Source organism: Massilia niastensis DSM 21313, assembly GCF_000382345.1.
Lineage (GTDB): Bacteria > Pseudomonadota > Gammaproteobacteria > Burkholderiales > Burkholderiaceae_D > Telluria > Telluria niastensis.
On the sequence record NZ_KB908086.1, the window covers coordinates 1 to 19647 of the forward strand.

The 19647-nt window shown below is 66.5% G+C and carries 15 protein-coding genes and 1 pseudogene; 13 read left to right on the forward strand and 3 right to left on the reverse strand.

Annotation, left to right across the window (positions count from 1 at the left end; translation table 11 throughout):
- The 13 genes and pseudogenes from H162_RS33150 to H162_RS0108380 all read left to right on the forward strand — a co-directional run.
- Positions 1 to 144, forward strand: a pseudogene (locus tag H162_RS33150) (acetyl-CoA C-acyltransferase); the annotation flags it as partial.
- 32 nt (positions 145 to 176) lie between these two features.
- On the forward strand, positions 177 to 941 hold the full coding sequence (locus H162_RS0108325; RefSeq protein WP_020652998.1) for an SDR family NAD(P)-dependent oxidoreductase: 765 nt from the start codon (positions 177 to 179) through the stop codon (positions 939 to 941).
- Positions 942 to 1440: 499 nt separating this feature from the next.
- Complete coding sequence (locus H162_RS0108330) at positions 1441 to 2505, forward strand: alpha/beta hydrolase (RefSeq protein WP_020652999.1); 1065 nt, start codon at positions 1441 to 1443, stop codon at positions 2503 to 2505.
- 37 nt (positions 2506 to 2542) lie between these two features.
- Entirely contained in the window at positions 2543 to 3595 is a 1053-nt protein-coding gene (locus H162_RS0108335) for an alpha/beta hydrolase (protein WP_026354403.1), read from the forward strand.
- Between the two features lie 210 nt (positions 3596 to 3805).
- Positions 3806 to 6628 (forward strand): TonB-dependent receptor plug domain-containing protein, encoded by a 2823-nt coding sequence (locus H162_RS0108340; RefSeq protein ID WP_020653001.1) that lies wholly within the window; start codon positions 3806 to 3808, stop codon positions 6626 to 6628.
- Positions 6629 to 6648: 20 nt separating this feature from the next.
- Complete coding sequence (locus tag H162_RS0108345; protein ID WP_026354405.1) at positions 6649 to 7695, forward strand: alpha/beta hydrolase; 1047 nt, start codon at positions 6649 to 6651, stop codon at positions 7693 to 7695.
- Between the two features lie 11 nt (positions 7696 to 7706).
- Complete coding sequence (locus H162_RS0108350) at positions 7707 to 9482, forward strand: CocE/NonD family hydrolase (protein WP_020653003.1); 1776 nt, start codon at positions 7707 to 7709, stop codon at positions 9480 to 9482.
- Entirely contained in the window at positions 9479 to 10603 is a 1125-nt protein-coding gene (locus tag H162_RS0108355; protein ID WP_026354407.1) for a CapA family protein, read from the forward strand. The genes H162_RS0108350 and H162_RS0108355 overlap by 4 nt, the downstream gene beginning before the upstream one ends.
- 30 nt (positions 10604 to 10633) lie before the next feature.
- A complete protein-coding gene (locus tag H162_RS0108360; RefSeq protein ID WP_084676964.1) occupies positions 10634 to 11767 on the forward strand; it encodes a 2-hydroxyacyl-CoA dehydratase subunit D in 1134 nt (377 codons plus the stop codon).
- The gene (locus H162_RS30395; protein WP_020653006.1) at positions 11764 to 13083 is read left to right on the forward strand and encodes a 2-hydroxyacyl-CoA dehydratase family protein; all 1320 of its coding nucleotides are present in this window, start codon (positions 11764 to 11766) and stop codon (positions 13081 to 13083) included. The genes H162_RS0108360 and H162_RS30395 overlap by 4 nt, the downstream gene beginning before the upstream one ends.
- Positions 13080 to 14333: a CaiB/BaiF CoA transferase family protein gene (locus H162_RS0108370; protein WP_020653007.1), complete on the forward strand. Its 1254-nt coding sequence runs from the start codon at positions 13080 to 13082 to the stop codon at positions 14331 to 14333. Before H162_RS30395 ends, H162_RS0108370 begins: the two co-directional genes overlap by 4 nt.
- A gap of 34 nt (positions 14334 to 14367) precedes the next feature.
- Positions 14368 to 15615: an MFS transporter gene (locus H162_RS0108375; RefSeq protein WP_020653008.1), complete on the forward strand. Its 1248-nt coding sequence runs from the start codon at positions 14368 to 14370 to the stop codon at positions 15613 to 15615.
- Positions 15616 to 15704: 89 nt separating this feature from the next.
- The gene (locus H162_RS0108380) at positions 15705 to 16130 is read left to right on the forward strand and encodes a hypothetical protein (protein WP_020653009.1); all 426 of its coding nucleotides are present in this window, start codon (positions 15705 to 15707) and stop codon (positions 16128 to 16130) included.
- Positions 16131 to 16135: 5 nt separating this feature from the next.
- Here the strand turns inward: H162_RS0108380 and H162_RS0108385 are convergent, their stop codons facing one another.
- From H162_RS0108385 to H162_RS0108395, 3 genes are all read right to left on the reverse strand, one after another.
- Positions 16136 to 16711: a class I SAM-dependent methyltransferase gene (locus H162_RS0108385; RefSeq protein ID WP_020653010.1), complete on the reverse strand. Its 576-nt coding sequence runs from the start codon at positions 16709 to 16711 to the stop codon at positions 16136 to 16138.
- A 188-nt stretch (positions 16712 to 16899) separates the two neighbouring features.
- Positions 16900 to 18465 (reverse strand): coniferyl aldehyde dehydrogenase, encoded by a 1566-nt coding sequence (locus H162_RS0108390; RefSeq protein ID WP_371846844.1) that lies wholly within the window; start codon positions 18463 to 18465, stop codon positions 16900 to 16902.
- On the reverse strand, positions 18386 to 19618 hold the full coding sequence (locus tag H162_RS0108395) for an NADH:flavin oxidoreductase/NADH oxidase family protein (protein ID WP_020653012.1): 1233 nt from the start codon (positions 19616 to 19618) through the stop codon (positions 18386 to 18388). Before H162_RS0108395 ends, H162_RS0108390 begins: the two co-directional genes overlap by 80 nt.
- Between the last annotated feature and the right edge of the window lie 29 nt (positions 19619 to 19647).

Consider the following 19647-nt stretch of genomic DNA (forward strand, 5'->3'; position numbering starts at 1 on the left):
CCGCTGGCCGCCACCGGCGTGCGCCTGACCGTCACCCTGGCGCGCGCGCTGCGCAAGCAGAACTCGCGCTACGGCGTGGCCTCGGCCTGCATCGGCGGCGGGCAGGGCATCGCGATCCTGCTCGAGAACCCCGACTTCGAATAAGCACTTTTTATATAGCAGCAAAGGGAGAATACATGGACGTGCAAGGAAAATCGGTCCTCGTGACCGGCGGCGCCTCGGGCCTGGGCGCGGAAACGGTGCGCCGCCTGGCCAAGGCCGGCGCCAAAGTGGCGGTACTCGACGTCAACCTGGCCGCGGCCGAAGCGCTGGCCGACGAGATTGGCGGCATCGCCTGCGGCTGCGACATCACCGACACCGCCAGCGTGCAGCAGGCCATGCATGCGGCGCGCGAGCGCCACGGCCCGGCGCGCGTGCTGGTCAACTGCGCCGGCATCGGCGGCGCCAGGCGCCTGGTCGGCCGCGACGGCGCGCCGATGCCGCTGGAAGACTTCAGCCGCATCGTGTCGGTCAACCTGATCGGCACCTTCAACGTGATCCGCCTGGTGGCGGCCGAGATGGTGGCGCAGGAAGCCCTGGAAGACGGCGAACGCGGCGTGATCATCATGACCTCGTCGGTGGCGGCCTATGACGGCCAGGTGGGGCAGGAAGCCTACGCGGCCTCGAAGGGCGGCCTGACCTCGCTGACCCTGCCGCTGGCGCGCGACCTGGCGCAGTTCGGCGTGCGCGTGATGACCATCGCCCCGGGCCTGTTCATGACGCCGCTGCTGTTCAAGCTGCCGGAAGAGGTGCAGCAGTCGCTGGCCTCGTCGATTCCTTTCCCCAAGCGTCTCGGCAAGGCCGAGGAGTTCGCCCAGCTGGCCGAGCACATCGTCGGCAACCTGTCGCTGAACGGCGAAGTCATCCGCCTCGACGGCGGCCTGCGCCTGCCGCCGCGCTGATCGCGCTGATCGCGCCCCAACCGCTCCGGCACCTGGTCTCCTCGCCCCCTTCCATGCTCCGGCGTGGGAGGGGGCATTTTTTTGCTTCCTCACGGATGAGCAGGAAGAACTGCGGCATTCAGGGTCAGGTCTGTCATTCGGACATGGACGCACAAGCTTTGCGAAATCTCAAAACGGTTCTAACTATGCTGAGACCTTTTCCTCGTTCCGACATAGTCCGTTGTGCGCCGGTTGCGGTAACAAAGCTGAGCCGAGCATTGACGAGTTTGGGATAAGCAAACCGGCATTGTGAGATTGAGCAAAGGTGCGCGCTCGGTGTCCGAATGTCAGACCTGACCCTGAATGTCGGGGTGGTTGGGAGGCAGCGCGACGCGATGGATTCCATCGTTACATAGTTGATACAAAAATGACGTCATTCCTGTTTGCTTTCACCCAGTTCGATTATAAAATTTAATAAATATAATTAATAACTAAAACGATAACACCACGGAGACACACGATGAAGCCTGCCCGTTCTTTCCTGCTCTGCCTGGCCGCTCTGTCGGCCGCCGGTTCCACCCTGGCCCAGGCCCCGGCGCCGGCGGCGTCGCGGCACAAGCTGTTTCCCACTGCGCCAGCGCCGGCCTATGTCAGTCCCGACACGCCGCAGGGCAGCGGGCGCTTCCCGGCCGTGATGGAGGCGGAGTCCAGCCTGGCGACGCATACCATCTACCGTCCGGCCGACCTGGCCGCGCTGGGCAAGGAAAAGCTGCCGGTCGTGGCCTTCGCCAACGGCGGCTGCGTCAACGTCGGCAACCGTTTCCGCTACTTCCTTTCCGAGATCGCCTCGCATGGCTTCCTGGCGATCGCCACCGGGCCGATGGCGCCGAAGGAAGTGGAATCCGCGCTGACCAGTTCCGTCCATCGCGTCGCGCCGGCGCCCGGTTCGCCGGCGGACCTGGTGAAGGGACAGCCGCAAGGGGAGGGCAACGCGCGTCCGTCCCAGACCACGGCCAAACAGCTGCTCGACGCGGTGAACTGGGCGATCGCGGAAAACACCCGCAAGGGCGGCAAGTACGAGGGCCGCATCGACACCGGCAAGGTCGCGGTGATGGGCCAGTCCTGCGGCGGCCTGCAGGCCATCGACGCCGGCCACGATCCGCGCGTGACCACGGTCGGCGTCTGGAACAGCGGCACCTTCCCCGAGCAGGGGCGCAGCTGGACGATGGCGGCTGCGCAGGCCGACAAGGCCGACCTGAAGACCTTGCGCGTCCCCGTGCTCTACGTGTCCGGCGAACCTGCCGACGTCGCTTACCCGAACGCGGAAGACGATTTCGAGCGCATCGAGGCGCCCGTGTTCCGGGCCTGGCGCGAACAGACCGGCCATCTCGGGACCTACCAGGAACCGAACGGCGGCGCCTACGGCCAGGTGGCGGCGGCCTGGCTGCAGTGGCAGCTGAAGGGCGACCAGAAGGCTGCGCGCCAGTTCGTCGGCGCCGACTGCGGCCTGTGCACCAAACCCGAATGGCACGTCAAGAGCCGGGGCCTGGGCGCCGCCGGCACGGCCAAGCTCGTGGCCAAATGATCGCCGCCGATTCCCATCACAACATGAGAGACACCCGATGAAGCTTGCACCTTCCATGCTGTTGTGCGCCGCCGCATTCTCCGCGGCCGGCTCCGCCCTGGCCCAGCCGGTGGAGCGCGAACCGCACAAGCGCTTCCCCATGGCGCCGCCGCCGGCGTATGTCAGCCCCGACACGCCGCAGGGCAGCGGGCGCTTCCCGGCCGTGATGGAGGCGGAGTCCAGCCTGGCGACGCATACCATCTACCGTCCGGCCAAGCTGGCCGCGCTGGGCAAGGAAAAGCTGCCGGTCGTGGCCTTCGCCAACGGCGGCTGCGTCAACGTCGGCAACCGCTTCCGCTACTTCCTTTCCGAGATCGCCTCGCATGGCTTCCTGGCGATCGCCATCGGGCCGATGGGACCGAAGGAAGTCGAGAGCAAGCTGTCGAGCTCCGACTATCGCGCCGCGCCGGCGCCGGGTTCCCCGGCGGCCGTGGCCGGAAAGCCGGCGGCGCCGGATGGCCAGCGCCTGGCCCCGACCACGCCGAAGCAGCTGCTCGACGCGGTGGACTGGGCGATCGCCGAGAACAGCCGCAAGGGCGGCAAGTACGAGGGACGCATCGATACCGGCAAGGTCGCGGTCATGGGCCAGTCCTGCGGCGGCCTGCAGGCCGTCGATGCCGCCCACGATCCGCGCGTGACCACCTTCGGTGTCTGGAACAGCGGCACCTTCCCGAAGGATGGGTTTGCGTGGGGGCTGGCCGCCGCCAGGGCCGACAAGGCCGACCTGAAGAAGCTGCGCATCCCCGCCCTCTACGTCTCCGGCGAGCCGTCCGACGTCGCCTATCCGAACGCCGACGATGACTTCGAACAGCTGCAAGGTCCCGTGTTCCGCGCCTGGCGCGAGCAGACCGGCCACGCCGGCACCTACCGCGAACCGAATGGCGGCGCCTTCGGCCAGGTGGCGGTGGCATGGCTGCAGTGGCAGCTCAAGGGCGACGAGAAGGCCGCGCGCCAGTTCGTCGGGCCCGACTGCGGCCTGTGCGCCAAGCCGGAGTGGAAAGTCAAAGGCAAGAACCTGGGCCTGGAGAGTGGAAAGCTGGTATCGAAGTGATCACGCAGACGGCGAAGGCCTGGAGCTACGTGGGCCTGCCACTGTAAGGAAAGACAGCATGTCTCCATTCCCGCGACCGCACTCCTGAAGTGCCTCGCGGGTTTTTTTATCGTGGCTTCGAAACAACACACTTTAGGCTTTGCATTTCCGCCGAAATGGTTATAAGCTATAACAAATATAAGAAATAACTACTTCCTTAGGAGACGTACAATGAAAAGCACTTCCCGCGCCAATTCGAACGATCTTTCCTACCACTGCGGCCGTGGCCACGCCCCGGAACGCATGACCGCGGTGGCCTTCGCCGCGTTCTGCCTGGCCGCCGGCCTCCCGGCCGCCGCCATCGCCCAGGAAGCGCAGCCGGCGCCTGCCGCGACCGAAGCCGCCAACGTCGCGCCGGCGCCTGAAGCGGTCGTCGCACAGGCGCCGGTGGCGCAGCTGGCGCCGGCCGCGCCGAGCGCCCCGGCGGCGGACAACCAGGTCATCGTGACCGGCAGCCGCATCCGCGGCGTCGCGCCAGTCGGTTCCCCGGTGATCTCGGTCACCCGCGCCGACATCGACAACTCGGGCGCAACCAGCACCGCAGGCCTGCTGCAGGAAGTGCCGCAGGTGATGAACCTTGGCGTGTCCGATTCCTCGCGCGGCCAGGCTGGCGGTTCCGGCAACATCACCTACGGTTCCTCGGTCAACCTGCGCGGCATCGGTCCGTATGCCACCCTGGCCCTGATCAACGGTCACCGCGTGGTTGCACAGGGCACGACCGGCGCCAGCATCGACCCGTCCGTCATTCCGATGCTGGCGCTGCAGCGCGTCGAGGTGGTGGCCGACGGCGCGTCCGCGATCTACGGTTCGGACGCCGTCGCCGGCGTGGTCAACCTGATCATGCGCCGCAACGTCAAGGGCGTCGAAGGCTTCGTCCGCTACGGCAAGGGCGACGACTACAACGAGCGCCAGGCCGGCCTGCTGGTCGGCCACGAGTGGAAGGGCGGCCAGTTCGTCGCCACCTTCCAGCACGACACCCGCGGCGCGCTGAGCGGCCTGGATCGCGACTTCTACAGCGGCGACCTGCGTGCCCGCGGCGGCCGCGATTTCCGCTCCAACCAGTGCCAGCCGGGCAATATCATCATCAACGGCACTTCCTACGCGATCCCCCAGGGCGGCGTCACCGCAGCCAATGCCGGCGCGCTGGTGCCGGGCACCGCGAACATGTGCGACAACCTGAAGTACTTCGACCTGCTGCCGCGCCAGGAACGCAACAGCGGCGCCTTCACCTTCGACCAGAAACTCGGCAACGGCTTCTCCCTGTATGCCGACGGCTTCGCCACCCGCCGCGAGTACTACCTGCGCCGGGCGCTGACGGCGGCCAACTTCAACGTGCCGTCCACCAATCCATTCTATGTGCGTCCGGTCGGCGCACCGGCCGGCACCTCGGAGACGGTCGCCTACTCGTTCGGCGACCAGCTGCCGACCAACGATGCGAGCGGCTTCTCGCGCAGCCTGAACGCCACCGTCGGCATCGACAAGACCTTCGGCAACGGCTGGAAGGCCGGCGTGCTGTACACCTACGGCGAGAACGACGACCAGGCGGCGACCTACCTCGGCCTCGACAACGCGGCCGTGAACGCGGCGCTGCGCGACACCAATCCGGCGACCGCGCTGAACGTGTTCGGTGGCCCGAACAACCCGGCCACCCTGGCCCGGATCGCGAGCGACGTTTCGATCTCGCCTGGCCATACCCAGTTCCAGAACGCCCAGGTCAAGGCCGACGGTCCGCTGTTCGAGCTCCCGGGCGGCACGGTGCGCGCGGCGATCGGTGTCGAGCACCAGCGCATCGAGACAGAAGGCGGCCAGACCAAGGGTCCGAAGCTGACGCCTGAAACGGGCCTGGTCCAGCTCGAACGCAAGATCGACTCGGCCTACGCCGAGCTGGCGGTCCCGGTCGTCGGCGCCAACAACATGTTGCCTGGCATCTACCGCCTCGACGTCAACGCGGCCATGCGCGTCGACCGCTACAGCGACGTCGGCACCACCAACAATCCGAAGGTCGGCGCCAACTGGTCGCCGGTAAAGGGTGTGACCGTGCACGGCAGCTACGGCACCTCGTTCCGCGCGCCGGGACTGACCCAGGTCCGCGGCTTCGCCAACAACGGCCGCGGCGGCCTGTACGTCCAGAACTACTCGGATCCGACCATCGGCGGCGCGCTGCGCCAGGGCGTGGCCTTCAACGGTCCGAGCGACGAGCTGACCCCGGAAACCGCTCGCACCCGCTCGATCGGCGTGGATTGGGAACCGAAGTGGGGCCGCAACACCAAGCTCAGCCTGACCTATTTCGACATCCTGTACGAAAACCAGATCACCGGCTCGCTGTCCGACCTGACCGTGCTGAACCGCGAGGCGCAACTGGCCGGCACTGGCGTGATCACCCGCAATCCGTCGCCGGAACTGGTGGCCCAGATGACGCGTGACTACGTGGTGGCGTCCGGCGTGCTGCCGGCCACCTGGACCCTGCTGATCGACGGCCGCAACAAGAACCTCGGCAAATCGCAGACCAACGGCATCGACTTCCAGGCCAGCACCCGCATCGTGACCGATGACTACGGCAACTTCGGCCTTGGCATCGCCGGCACCTACTTCACGAAGTACGAAGTCGCGCAGAGCCCGGGCGCCGAGATGGCGGATCAGCTGAACCTGATCTTCAACCCGATCCGCTTCAAGACCCGCCTGAGCACCAACTGGAGCAAGGATTCGTGGTATGCCAACGTGTACGTGAACTTCGCCCGCAGCTACGCCAACAACCTGACCAATCCAGTGCAGCGCGTCGGCAGCCACACCACGGTCGATGCCCGCATCGCTTATGAACTGGACGGCGGTTGGCTGAGCGGCACCACGCTGGCGCTGAGCGCGACCAACCTGTTCGACCGCAAGCCGCCGTTCGTCAACCTGGCCCAGAGCACCAACGGTGGCGGCGGCTTCGACCCGACCATGACCAACCCGGTCGGCCGCGTCGTCTCGCTGTCCCTGAACAAGCGCTTCTGAGCTTGATGAGGAACCTGTCGATGAAACCGGTACTTCAAGCCGTCCTGATGCTGGCCGCCACCTGCGCGGCCGGCGCAAGCCTGGCCCAGGAGCGGGCGCCGGAGAAGGAATTCCCGGCGCCGCCGCCGCCGCCCTACGTCACGCCGGACACGCCGCAGGGCAGCGGCCCGTTCGGCGCGGTGATGGAAGTCGATCCGGGCCTGCCGACGCACACGGTGTACCGCCCGGCCGACCTGGCGAAGCTCGGCAACGCGAAGCTGCCGATCCTGGCCTGGGGCAACGGCGCCTGCATCAACGTCGGCAACCGCTTCCGCTACTTCCTCAGCGAGATCGCCTCGCACGGCTTCATCGCCGTCGCGACCGGACCGATCGGACCGAAGGAAGCGGAAGGGCGCGCCACCAGCGAAAGCCTGCGCGGCACCCCGGCGGCCGGTTCGCCGGGCGCCCTCAACCCGGTCCCGGCCGGCGCCGGCAGCCGCCGTCCGGCGGACACCACCGCCGCCCAGCTGCGCGACGCGATCACCTGGGCGATCGCCGAGAACAGCCGACCCGGCAGCAAGTACCAGGGCCGGCTGGACACCACCAGGGTGGCGGTGATGGGCCAGTCCTGCGGCGGCGTGCAGGCGATCGACGCCGCCCACGACCCGCGCGTGAGCACCTTCGGCGTGTGGAACAGCGGCGCCTTCCCGGTCAAGGGGCGCGCCTGGGAAATCGCGGCCGCCAACGCCGACAAGGAAGTGCTCAAGACCCTGAAGATCCCCGCGATCTACATCTCGGGCGAGCCCTCGGATGTCGCGTTCAAGAATGCCGACGACGACTTCGAGCGCCTCGACGGCCCGGTGTTCCGCGGCTGGCGCGAGCAGACCGGCCACGGCGGCACCTACCGCGAGCCGAACGGCGGCGAGTTCGGCGAGGTCGGCGCGGCCTGGCTGAAGTGGCAGCTGAAGGGCGACCAGCAGGCCGCGAAGATGTTCGTGGGTAGCGACTGCGGCCTGTGCAAGCGTCCGAACTGGCACGTGAAGAGCAAGAACCTGAGCACCGCGGCCAGCGCCAAGGGACAGCCATGAAAGGAAGTGCGATGAAAGGATTCAGGATCGCAGCCCTCGGCCTGGCGGCGATGTGCGTCGCCGGCACCGCGGCGGCGGCGGATCGCGCGCCGTCGAAGGACTTCGGCAAGCCGCTGCCGGCGGCCAGGAACGAAGTCGTGATGAGCTCGATTTACATCCCGATGCCCGACGGCACCCGGATGGCGGCCGACATCTATGTGCCGGCCAAGAACGGCGTCGCGCTGCCGGGACCCTTCCCGGTGATCTACCACGCCACCGCGTCGCGCCGCCGCTTCGCCGACACCGATGATCGCTCGGGCACCGGCAAGTTCAGCCTGCAGATGATCAACCTGGCCAGCCATGGCTATGTCTACATGCAGGTCGAGCGGCGCGGCATCGCCGCCTCGTTCGGCGTGCGCCGCGGCTACCACGACCGCAAGGAAGCGGGCGACTCGCAATACCTGATCGACTGGGCCTCCAGGCAGAGCTGGTCGAACGGCAAGGTCGGCGGCTACGGCTGCTCGAACACCGGCGACGCCGCCATGCACTTCCTGACCCTGCCGAATCCGGCCCTGAAGGCGGTGTTCGCGGGCTGCTTCAACTGGGACAAGTACAGCGGCGGCTACCGCGGCGGCGTCCTGGCCAACTGGGGCACCGGCCCGCAGGGCAGCTTCGAGCAGGACATGCAGTCGACCCCGGTCGACGGCGACGCGGACAAGGTGCTGCTGGCCCAGGCCGCGCGCGAGCACGAGGGCAACACCAAGCTGCTCGACCTGTGGAGCGGCATGCCCTACCGCGATTCGATCTCGCCGCTGACCCGGAGCGCGTTCTGGGAAGAGGGCAGCATCGGCACCTATGTCGACCGGGTGCGCGCCTCGAAGATTCCCGTGTACGTGCAGGGCGGCTGGAACGACGATTTCCGCGGCCAGGGTTTCCTCGCCCTGGAAAACCTGTCGCAGCCGGCCAAGCTGATCGTCGGTCCCTGGGGCCATTGCGAAAGCGAAGGCTTCTCGATGACGGCGGAAGCGCTGCGCTGGTTCGACTACTGGCTCAAGGGCGAGAGGAACGGCATCATGGACGAGCCGCGCATCCACTACACCACGGCCAACACGTCGAAGGGCCACGAATGGCGCACCGCCCGGCAGTGGCCGCTGCGTCCGGCCACCAGGACCAGGGTCTACCTGGGCGCGCCCTCGAAGCTGGCGCCGAACGACCACGTGCTGGCCACCGCCGCTCCGGCTGCCAAGGCTGGCGCGGTATCGTTCAAGGTCGACTACGAGCCGGTCCCTTGCCCGCAGGGCAACCGCGTGCTGGGTCCGACCTGCCCGCAGGACAGCAAGGGCCTGACCTTCACCAGTCCGGCGCTGAAGCTCGACACCGAAGTCACCGGTTTCCCGGTCGCCGACCTGTGGGTCTCCTCGACCGCCACCGACGGCCCGCTGTTCGCCTACCTGGAGGACATCGCCCCGGACGGCAAGATCACCATGGTCAGCGAAGGGCGCCTGAAGGCATCGCTGCGTACCCTGGGCAAGGCGCCGTACAAGCTGCCGGAAGGCATGCTGTGGCCGACCTTCCTCGAGGCCGACGCCAGGCCGATGACGCCGGGCGTGCCGGTGCGCCTGCAGTTCGACCTGATGCCGGTGTCGTATATCTTCAAGGCCGGCCACAGCTACCGCCTGACCCTGACCGGCGCCGATCCGCGCGAGAAGCTGCGCAAGGAGCTCGACCCGGCGCCGGTCTGGACCATCCACCGCGACGCCAGGCACCCGTCGCACCTGATTCTGCCGATCGTGAAAGGACAGCCATGACAAGCCTGATGATGGTCGGGGACCTGGTCCTCGACGAACCGGATCCGGACTTCTTCTTCGAAGCTTCGCGCGAAGTGCTGCGCAGCGCCGACCTGGTGGTCGGCCACGTCGAGACCCCGTACACCTTGCGCGGCGCCGAGCTGCAGTCGGACATCCCGGCCGAGGCGGCGGATCCGGCCAAGATCGCCGCGCTGGCGCGCGCCGGCTTCCACGCCGCCAGCCTGGCCGGCAACCACGTCTACGACCGCGGCGCAGAAGGCATCGAGGACACCGTCGAGGCGCTGGTGACGAACGAGATCGCAGCGTTCGGCGCCGGCCAGAACCTGGTCGAAGCGCGCAAGCCCGCCATCCTGGAACGGGACGGCAAGCGCTTCGGCTTCCTGAGCTATAACTGCGTGGGACCGAAGGATTCCTGGGCCAGCGCGAGCAAGGCCGGCTGCGCCTACGTGCACGTGCTGTCGCACTACGAGCAGGAGGGCGCCAACCCGGGCGGCCCGCCGCTCATCTACACCTTCGCCACCCCGGCCACGCTGGAAGCGATGCAGGCCGATATCGAGGCGCTGCGCGCCCAGGCCGACGTGGTGGTGGTGGCCCTGCACAAGGGCCTGGTGCATACGCCGGCCCAGCTGGCGATGTACGAGCGCCCGGTGGCGCGCGCCGCGATCGAGGCGGGCGCCGACATCGTGGTCGGACACCATCCGCACATCACGCGCGGCATCGAGTTCTACAAGGGCAAGCCGATCTTCCATGGCCTGGGCAACTTCGTCACCGTGACGCGCGCCCTGAACGTGGAGAAGAACGCGCACCCGGCGCGCCTGGCCTGGGCCGAGCGCCGCCGCAAGCTGTTCGGCTTCACCCCGGATCCGGAATGCGAGTGCTATCCCTTCCACCCGGAGTCGCGCAACACGATGATCGCGGATTTCCGCATCGATGCAGAAGGCAAGGTCAGCGCCGGCTTCCGCCCGGTCTGGATCCGCGCCAGCGGCCAGCCGGAAGTGCTGGGCGACTGCGAGCGCGGACGCGCCGTGGCCGACTACATCGCGAAGATCACGGTCGATGCAGGCATGAAAGCAAGTTTCGCATGGGATGGCGAGCGGGTCGTCGTCACCGATGCGCGCTAGGACGCTGGTAAATATAGACGGATTTCGAACATGACCCAACCCGAACCACTCTCCGCCATGCGCCAGGCTTACCAGGAGCGCACCCTCGGTGCGACGCGCGCCCGCGAGAAGGGCGTGCCCGTGGTGGCCTACCTCGGCAACGCCACGCCGGTCGAGCTGATCGTGGCCGCCGGCGCCTTCCCGCTCCTGATGTCCGGCGACCCCGGCGAGGCCACGCCGCTGGCCGAGCAGTTCCTGGACGACGACTTCGACGGCGACCTGAAGTCGGTCTACCAGCGCATCGTCGGCGGCTACTACAACATGGCCGACCTGATCGTCATCCCGCGCAGCTCGAACGGCCATCTCTACCTGTACTACTTCCTGCTGGAGACGCGCCGCATGCTGCCGGACCAACCGTTCCCGGAAGTGGTGCTGTTCGACGTGCTGAACACGCCGTACTGGTCGACCGGCCAGTACGTGTTCAAGCGCATGGTCGCGCTGAAGGCGCGGCTGGAAAAGCTCGGCGGCCGCGCCATCGGCGAAGCCGAGCTGCGCGACGCCATCGCCACCGTGAACCGCAGCCGCGCCGCCCTGCAGGACTTGAACGCGGCGCGCCGTGAAGGCCGCATCCAGGGCGCCGACATGCTGGCCGCCACCGGCGCCGCCGGCTTCGCCGGCCCGGTGGCGGGGGCCGCGCTGGCCCGCGCCGTCCTGGCGCAGGCATCGAGCCAGGCGCCGGGCGCCGGCATGCGCCTGATGGTGAAAGGCGCGCCGCACGACAACGCGGCGTTCTACGAACTGGTCGAAGCGCTGGGCGCGGTGATCGTGGCCGACGATCATGTGAGCGGCGAGCGCAGCTTCGAACACCTGGTCGACGAAGGCATCGAGCCGATCGCCGCATTGACCCAGCACTACCACCTGCACGCGCCCGGGATCCGTTCCTTCCCGCAGGCCACGCAGGACCGCCGCTTCATCGAGATCGTCGAGCAGGCCCGGGTCGAGGGCGTGGTGTTCTTCCACGACGAATTCGACGACACCCTCGGGTGGGACTATCCGGAACAGAAACGCCTGCTGGACGAACGCGGTATCCCCTCGGTGTTCCTGCAGCAGCAATCCTACCGCGCACCCGACCGCGCCGCCCAGGAAGCGGCGATCCGGGCGCTGCTCGAAAGGAAGGCGCCATGAGCGACGCCCCGAAACAGAAGGAAGACCGCCTGCATTCCACCGTGCTGGCCAACGAACACCAGAAGCAGGATTTCATCAGCTTCCGCAAGCGCGTGCTGGAGGAGGGCGAACCCTACGTCATCTCCGACGCGGTGGCGCCGGCCGAGATCCTGCATGCGATGGATATCCCGGTGGTGCCGGTGGTCTGGTACTCGGCGATCGTCGCCGCCAAGCAGCTGTCGCCCCATTATTTTTCGGTGATGGACAAGCTGGGCTACCACGAGCGCCTGCCGCGCTACACCAGCCTGCCCCTGATGACCACCCTCGACGCCGATTCCGGCCTGGCGCCCTACGGCGGCCTGCCGAAGCCGATGCTGTTCCTGAACCGCTTCCGCGACGACTACGGCCAGCGCATCATGGAAAAGTGGTCGCAGGCCTACGGCGGGGTGCCGTGCTTCCCGCTCGAATCGAGCTCCAGCACCGTGCTGGGCGAGCAGTGGTGGACCCGCTCGCACCACGACTGGGAAACCCTGTACGAGACCCACCGCCTCGACTTCCAGGTCGAGCAGCTGCACTCGCTGGTGCGCACCGTCGAGACCCTGAGCGGCCGCACGTTCGACAACGCCGAATTCGTGCGCCAGATGCACCGCATCAACGAGGCCGGCGAAATCGTGGAAGAGGTGCGCGACCTGATCGCGACCGCCCGTCCATGCCCGGTGCCGCTGACCGAGCAGCTGGCCAACGTGATGGCCCCGACCTGGGACCGCGGCAGCGAGTGGTCGGTGAACCACCTGCGCGCCTACCGCGACGAAGTGAAGGAGCGGGTGGCGGCCGGCGTCGGCGCCTGCAAGAACGAGCGCGTGCGCCTGCTGTGGGTCGGCAACGGCCTGTGGTTCAACACCAGGTTCTACCGCGCCTTCGAGGAAAAGTACGGCGCCGTGTTCGTCTGGTCGATGTACTCCAACTTCCTGTCGGACGGCTACCGCCGCTACTTCAACGAGGAGCCGGGCCAGGCCATGCGCGCGCTCGCCTCGCGCCACGTCAGCATGAACGAACAGCTGCACGTGCCGCCCTGGATGGCCGACTGGATCATCGAGCAGGCCCGCATCTACGGCGCCGACGGCGCGGTGATGCTCACGCCGACACACGACCGGATGGCCTCGTTCGGCAACCGCATGACCAAGGCCGCCCTCGAAGCCGCCGGCATCCCGGTGGTGGAACTGAAAGCCAACATGGTCGACGCCCGCCTGTGGGACGACGCCGCGATGACCCGCCAGGTCGAAGAATTCATCGAAACACGCATCAAGCCGAACCAAGCCGCGAAAGGGCAGCCATGAACCAGAATACCGACAACCTGCCACGCCCGCTCGAAGGCGTGACCGTCCTCGACCTGACCACCGCGCTGGCGGGTCCTTACGCGACCCTGCTGCTGGCCGGCCTGGGCGCGCGCGTGATCAAGGTCGAGAATCCGAAGAATCCGGATTCCGCGCGCACCAATTCGCCTTACCTGGGCCGCGACGGCGTCAAGGTGGCCAAGGAGCACGACGACGACTACTCGCTCGCCATGCTCGAGCGCGGCCGCAACAAGGAAGCCGTGACGCTCAACATGAAGCATCCGGAAGCGCGCGCCATCTTCTTCGACCTGGTGCGCCATGCCGACGTGGTGGTGGAGAACTACAGCGCCGGCGTGGCCGACCGCCTCGGCATCGGCTACAAGGCCTGCGCCGAGGTCAATCCGAGGATCGTGTTCACCTCGATCAGCGGCTTCGGCGCCAACGTCAATCCGAAGCAGAACAAGGCGATGGACAACATCGTGCAGGCGATGAGCGGCATGATGATGGCATCCGGGAACGAGGGCGAGCCGCCGGTGCGGGTCGGCATTCCGTTCGGCGACCTGACCGCGCCGCTGTTCGCCACCATCGGCACCATGGCCGCCGTGATGCAGGCGCGTTCGAGCGGCGTCGGCCAGCACGTCGACGTCTCGCTGCTGGGCGCCCTCAGCGCCCTGGTGGCGGCCGAACCCTTCGACATGATGGTCAAGCTGGGTCGTCCTACCCGTTCCGGCAACTTCATGGCGCGCCTGGCGCCGTTCGGGGTGTTCCCGACCAGCGACGGCTACATCTCGATCTGCGCGCCGAAGGACGAATTCGTGGCCGGCCTGTTCCGCGCGATGGGACGCGAAGAACTGCTCAAGGATGAACGCTTCGGCGGGCGCGACGCGCGCGTGCGCAACCACATCGAGCTGCACGACATGGTCAGCCAGTGGACCCGCACCATGACCACCGACCAGGCGGCCGACCTGCTGGCCGATTTCGACGTCCCGAGCGGTCCGGTGCGCAATCCGGCCGAGGCGATGCGCGACCCGAACCTCCTGATGCGCGGCGAAACCACCAAGCTCGAACACCCGATCTACGGCGCGACCGAGGACATCGTGGTGGGGGGCCTGCCGATCCGCATGTCGGGTTCCTTCACCGGTTTCGACAAGCCGGCGGTCACCCTGGGCGCCAGCAACGAAGCGGTCTACCGCGACCTGCTCGGCTACAGCCAGGAACAGGTCGCGCGGCTGAAGGCCGACGGCGCCATCTGAGTCGCAACAACACTACGAACAAGGAGACACGAACATGATGGCAGATAACGCAGGACCGGCCCTGGCGCCCCAGAAGCGCTGGGTGGTCTACTACCTGGCGACGGTGATCGCGATGATGGCGCTGCAGATGTCCAGCCTGGGCTTCTCGCCGCTGCTGCCGGCGATCCAGGCCGACTTCCAGATGAGCTTCTCGCAGATGGGCCTGTTCACCGGCATCTACGGCCTGGTGGCGCTGGTGGTCAGCATCCCGGCCGGCATCCTGGCCAAGCAGTACGGCGAAAAGCGCATCCTGGTCATCGGCATGGCGATCCTGGCCCTGGGCCTGTTCGGCCTGTCGATGGCCGAGAACTACGGCCAGGGCCTGACCGCCCGCGCGCTGTGGATCTTCGGCTACCGCCTGGCCTTCGTGTGCGTGATGACGGCCATCGCCCTGACCGCGCCCTCGCACCTGAAAGGAAGGGCGATGGGCGTGCTGGGCGCCTGCTCGGCCCTGGCCACGGTGCTGGGCGCGCCGTTCTGCGCCGGCCTGGCCGAGGCCTGGGGCTGGCGCGAGGCCGTGATGGGCTTCGGCGGCATGACCATCGTCGGCCTGATCGTGTTCTCGATGTTCTACCAGCAGCGTCCGGAAGTCATGGAAGCGGCGCGCAGCGGCGCCAAGTCGCAGGGCGCGTTCTCGGCCTTCAAGTATCCGATCGTCTGGACCATTCCGCTCCTGGGCCTGACCAATGCGGGCGGCTTCGCGGCGACCTTCTTCCTGCCCTCGGTGCTGAAGGCGGACTTCAACCTCGACGCCTCGGAAGCGGCGACCGTGATCAGCATGTCCTACATCCTGGCGATCGCGGTCAACCCGCTGTGCGGCTACCTGGCCGACCGCTTCAACCGCTGGATGGTCCTGGCCGGCATGATGGTCCTGATGGTCCCGGCCTGCCTGGCCATGACCTCGAGTAACCTGCTGGTGTTCGAGATCTCGGCCGCGCTGCTGATCTCGCTGGGCCTGGCCTCGACCAACCAGCTGTATCCGACCATCGCGGAACTGATGCGCGGCCGTGACGTCGGCCCGCTGATGGGCATCACCGCACTGGGCGGCGGCATCTTCGGCTTCCTCGGTCCGCAGGCGCTGGGCTGGCTGCGCGACTGGTCGGGCGGCTTCCATGCCGGCTGGTACACCCTGACCGGCGTGGCGATCTTCTCGGCCGCGCTGATCCTGTTCCTGAAGAACTACGCGGAACGCCAGAATGCACGCCTGGCCGCCGCCGGGATGAAACAGGCGGCCGTCTCCTGATGTCCCTTGCGGCCCCGCGACAACGGGGCCGCTTTTTTCTTGTGCCGGCGCACCGGCGCGCTTGTCTCGTCGTGATGCAGGAGTGTCCAATGAGGTCGTCCACCGTGCTTCGTGTTTCGCGGCTGAGCAGGCTGCTCGCCGTCCTGTCCGTTCGCGAACTTCCCCAGGTCGAGATCGCGAGCCTGCTCAGGTGCTCGACGTCCTCGGCCCGCAACTATGTGCTCGAACTGCTGGAGGCGGGCGTCATCGAGACCGTGCCGCACGGGCATGCGAATGGCCGCATGTACAAGTCGCTGTACCGGCTGGGCCCGGACCAGGGGCTCATCAGCGCGTTTCGCGCCAGCCTGGAGCAGGGCGGCGAATGGGAGCGTCCCGAGCGGCCGGTACGCCAGTGCGCCCTCGAGCGCAAGCCCGAACGCAGCGTGATCCGGGTGGAGAGCAGCCAATGGATGCTGCCGTCCGGCGGCGCAGCGGTGCGCCGCGATCCGCTGGTCAGCGCGCTGTTCGGCGATTGAGCGCCTCAGCCCGACCTCGCATCGACATAGTGGTTGTCACCTTCGTCAACGTAGCTGTTCATGAGGCGCATGCCCGCGCCGGCAAGCAGGCGCCGGTAGGTCGCCTCACCGAGCGACCGTGAAGGCCGACCGGTTTGAAGGTCCTTCCATGCACAGGGAGCGCGAGGCGCGCTGAACAAGAAGCGTCCGCCTGGCTTGAGGGCTGTTCCGACGCTGTCGATCAGCTTCCGCTGGTCGTCTTCCGCAAGCAGGAACATGAGTCCCACAGCAACTGCGCCATCAAATTTTCGGCCGAAAAAAGTGCTGCCCTGAACCGCTTCGCACGCCGCGGGCGCTTCGGGAAATCGGCGACGGAACGCCGACAGCAGCGTTGGAGATGCATCGATTCCGAAGACCGTGAAGCCTTCTTCCACGAGCGCCAGGGAAATCGGCGCGCCTGACCCGCAGCCAATATCCACGACATCGGCACCTGGCGGCAGATGTGTCGCCCACCGCCTCACGACACCGCTACCGATGTCGGAGCGAGCAGCCAGGAACTCAGCGGCAATGGCTTCCCAGCCGCCGGATGGATCGTCATTCATGGTGCGCCTTCTGGTCATGATTACGTCGTGTCAGGCAGGTCGAGAGGAGATACTGGCTCAACGCTTGCCGAGCCGCTTTCGTTTACACGGCCCGGGGTTGTTGCACAGCCCGGGCCCGTGCGGACATCGCCGCTTGGCTTCCTGCCCGTCGCTCCCTCCAGGGCGGTGGTCGATTCAAGCCGCAAAGGCTACTTGCGTCGGACACGGCCAAGATGCATGGCGAGCGCCAGATCGGCGAAGCGTCCAAAGGGCGCATGCAAGAGCCTGGGGAGACTCCAGCGCCTCTGCACATACACGCCTTTTCCATGACTCAGCGACCGGAACCCTTCGATGCCGTGATACGCGCCGATGCCGCTTGGTCCAATGCCTCCAAACGGAAGGTCGTCTTGCGCGACATGCATCAGGGTATTGTTTATCCCAACGTTTCCAGACGTCGTGCGGCTCAACAAGGTCCTGCAATCGGCGTTATCGGGGCCGAAATAATACAGTGCAAGCGGCCGTGGACGAGCGTTCACGTAGTCGACTGCCTCGGCCATCGTGCGATAGGTGCGGATCGGCAGAATGGGCCCGAAGATTTCCTCCTGCATGATGGCCATGCTGTCGTCGACGCCCACGACCACTGTCGGCGCAAGCGTGCGCTCGGTTGCGCTTTCGAGGTGGGTGCTTGCCTGGATCACGCTGGCTCCTCGATCCTGGGCATCCTTCAACAGCGCGCCTAGCCTGCTGAAGTGCCGCTCGTTGATGATCGACGTGTATTGAGCCCCTGCGGCCTCCTCTGGGTAGCACGCGGCGACCACATCTTTATACGTGGAAACGAATTTCTCAATATCGGCTTCATGCACCATGACGTAATCGGGCGCCACGCAGGTTTGCCCGGCATTCGACAGTTTTCCGAACACGAGGCTTTGTATGGTCCGTGTGTGGCAATGCCCAGGCGCGACGATAGCCGGGCTCTTGCCGCCAAGTTCGAGCGTGATGGGGACCAGGTTCTCACTCGCCGCCTTCATGACCTTTCGGCCTACCTCAGTGCTGCCTGTGAAGATGAGATGATCGAACGCCAGGCGGCTGAACTGCGCACCGACTTCGGGGCCGCCCAGTATGACGGCAACCTCGTCCGTCAAGAACCGGCTGGCCAGCATGCGCTTGATCAGTTCGCTGGTACGCGGTGTCAGTTCGGATGGTTTGATCATGGCGCGGTTACCGGCCGCCAGCGCGGTCGCCAGAGGAATCATCGTCAGTGAAAACGGGTAATTCCACGGGGCCATGATGCCGATGACACCCTTGGGCTGGTATTCCACATAGGCATACCCAGGTCGATACGACAGGCCGACATGCCTTCGCTCCCGTTTCATGAAGCGTCGCAGATGCCGCATGAGGTAATCGATCGACTGGATAATGCCCATCAGTTCCATGACCCCGGTTTCGTATCGGGACCGGTTTCCAAAGTCCAGGCTGATCGCGTTTTCCACTTCGAGCCGGTAATCCAGCACTGCCGAGCGCAAGCGCTTCAGGCGCTCTTTGCGCTCGCCCAGGGTAGGCGGCCCATCGTCGAGAAAGGATTTTCGCTGTTGGCGCAGTGTCATTTGCATTGTTTCGTCGGCGGGGATGTCAAGCAGCGCGGTCATGGCAGGTCCTGGCGTAAGCTCGTAGGGTAGCGACGGCAAGCGGGCCGGCTCATGCCGGCTGACGCCCCATCCAGCGACGGTAGCGGCAGGTCTTGATGGTCGTGTCGAGCTGCTGCTCCAGGAATGCATACGCCGGCGTGACGCCCGGGTTGGGGATACGCCCGCGACTTAGCCTGCGCAGCTGGTGCTTCACCATCGCCATGTACGCGAGCGAGGCCAATACCTTGTTCCTCCATCCGATCGAACGCAGCATCGGTGCGCTGGCCTTCCCCGATTCCCACTCTCGCGGCAGGGCGGGGTTGAGTGCCAGGGCCGTGCCAATACCGACCATGGCGATACCGCCCTCAAGCACCTGTTCGGCGACGGGCAGGCGCCGGATGCCGCCAGTGACCATGATCGGCAGGCGGGCGCCCCCTGCGATATCCTGGGCAAACTGCAGGAAATAGGCTTCGCGCGACAAGCTGCGCCCGTCCCGCGCCTGGCCGTGCATGGCCGGCGCTTCGTAGCTGCCGCCGGAAATTTCGATGAGATCGACTCCCAGGGGATTGAGCAGGGCGACCACCTGCCTGGCATCCTCGGGACTGAACCCGCCCCGCTGGAAGTCAGCCGAATTGAGCTTGACCGACAGCGAAAAGCCGGGGCTGACGCGGGCGCGGATTTCCCTGACGATTGCGACGAGCATGCGCGCTCTGTTGCCGATCGCGCCGCCCCAGCGATCCATGCGCTTGTTGGTGAGCGGCGATAGAAATTGACTGATCAGATAGCCATGGGCTGCATGAACCTGCACGCCGTCGAAGCCGGCTTGTTCGGCCAGTACCGCGGCGTTGACGAAGCGGCCGATCACTTCAGAGATCTCATCCTCGGACATCGCGCGCGGCACGGTGAACTGTTTTGAGAAATTCCCCATGTCCATCGGAACAGCGGAGGGAGCGATCGTCAGTTGCCCGAGAGCGGCCGGCATCTGGCGCCCGGGGTGGTTAATCTGCATCCAGACCTGCGCTCCGCGCGCGCGTGCGGACTGCGCCCACTGCTGGAAACGCGCCAGGTGTCGTTGGGATTCGAGAACGACTCCTCCGGGACCCGTCATGGCGCGGCGATCGATCATCACGTTTCCGGTAATAATCAAGCCAACCCCGCCGTCTCCCCACGCCCGGTACAGGCGGATGAGCTCGTCAGATGGCGCATGGTCCGGATCAGCAAGGTTTTCCTCCATTGCCGACTTGGCGATCCGGTTCGGAAGAGACGTGCCATTTGGCAAAGTTAGCGGGGTGAAGGGGTTCATTGGATGCTCCTTGTTTGGGATAAGGGGCA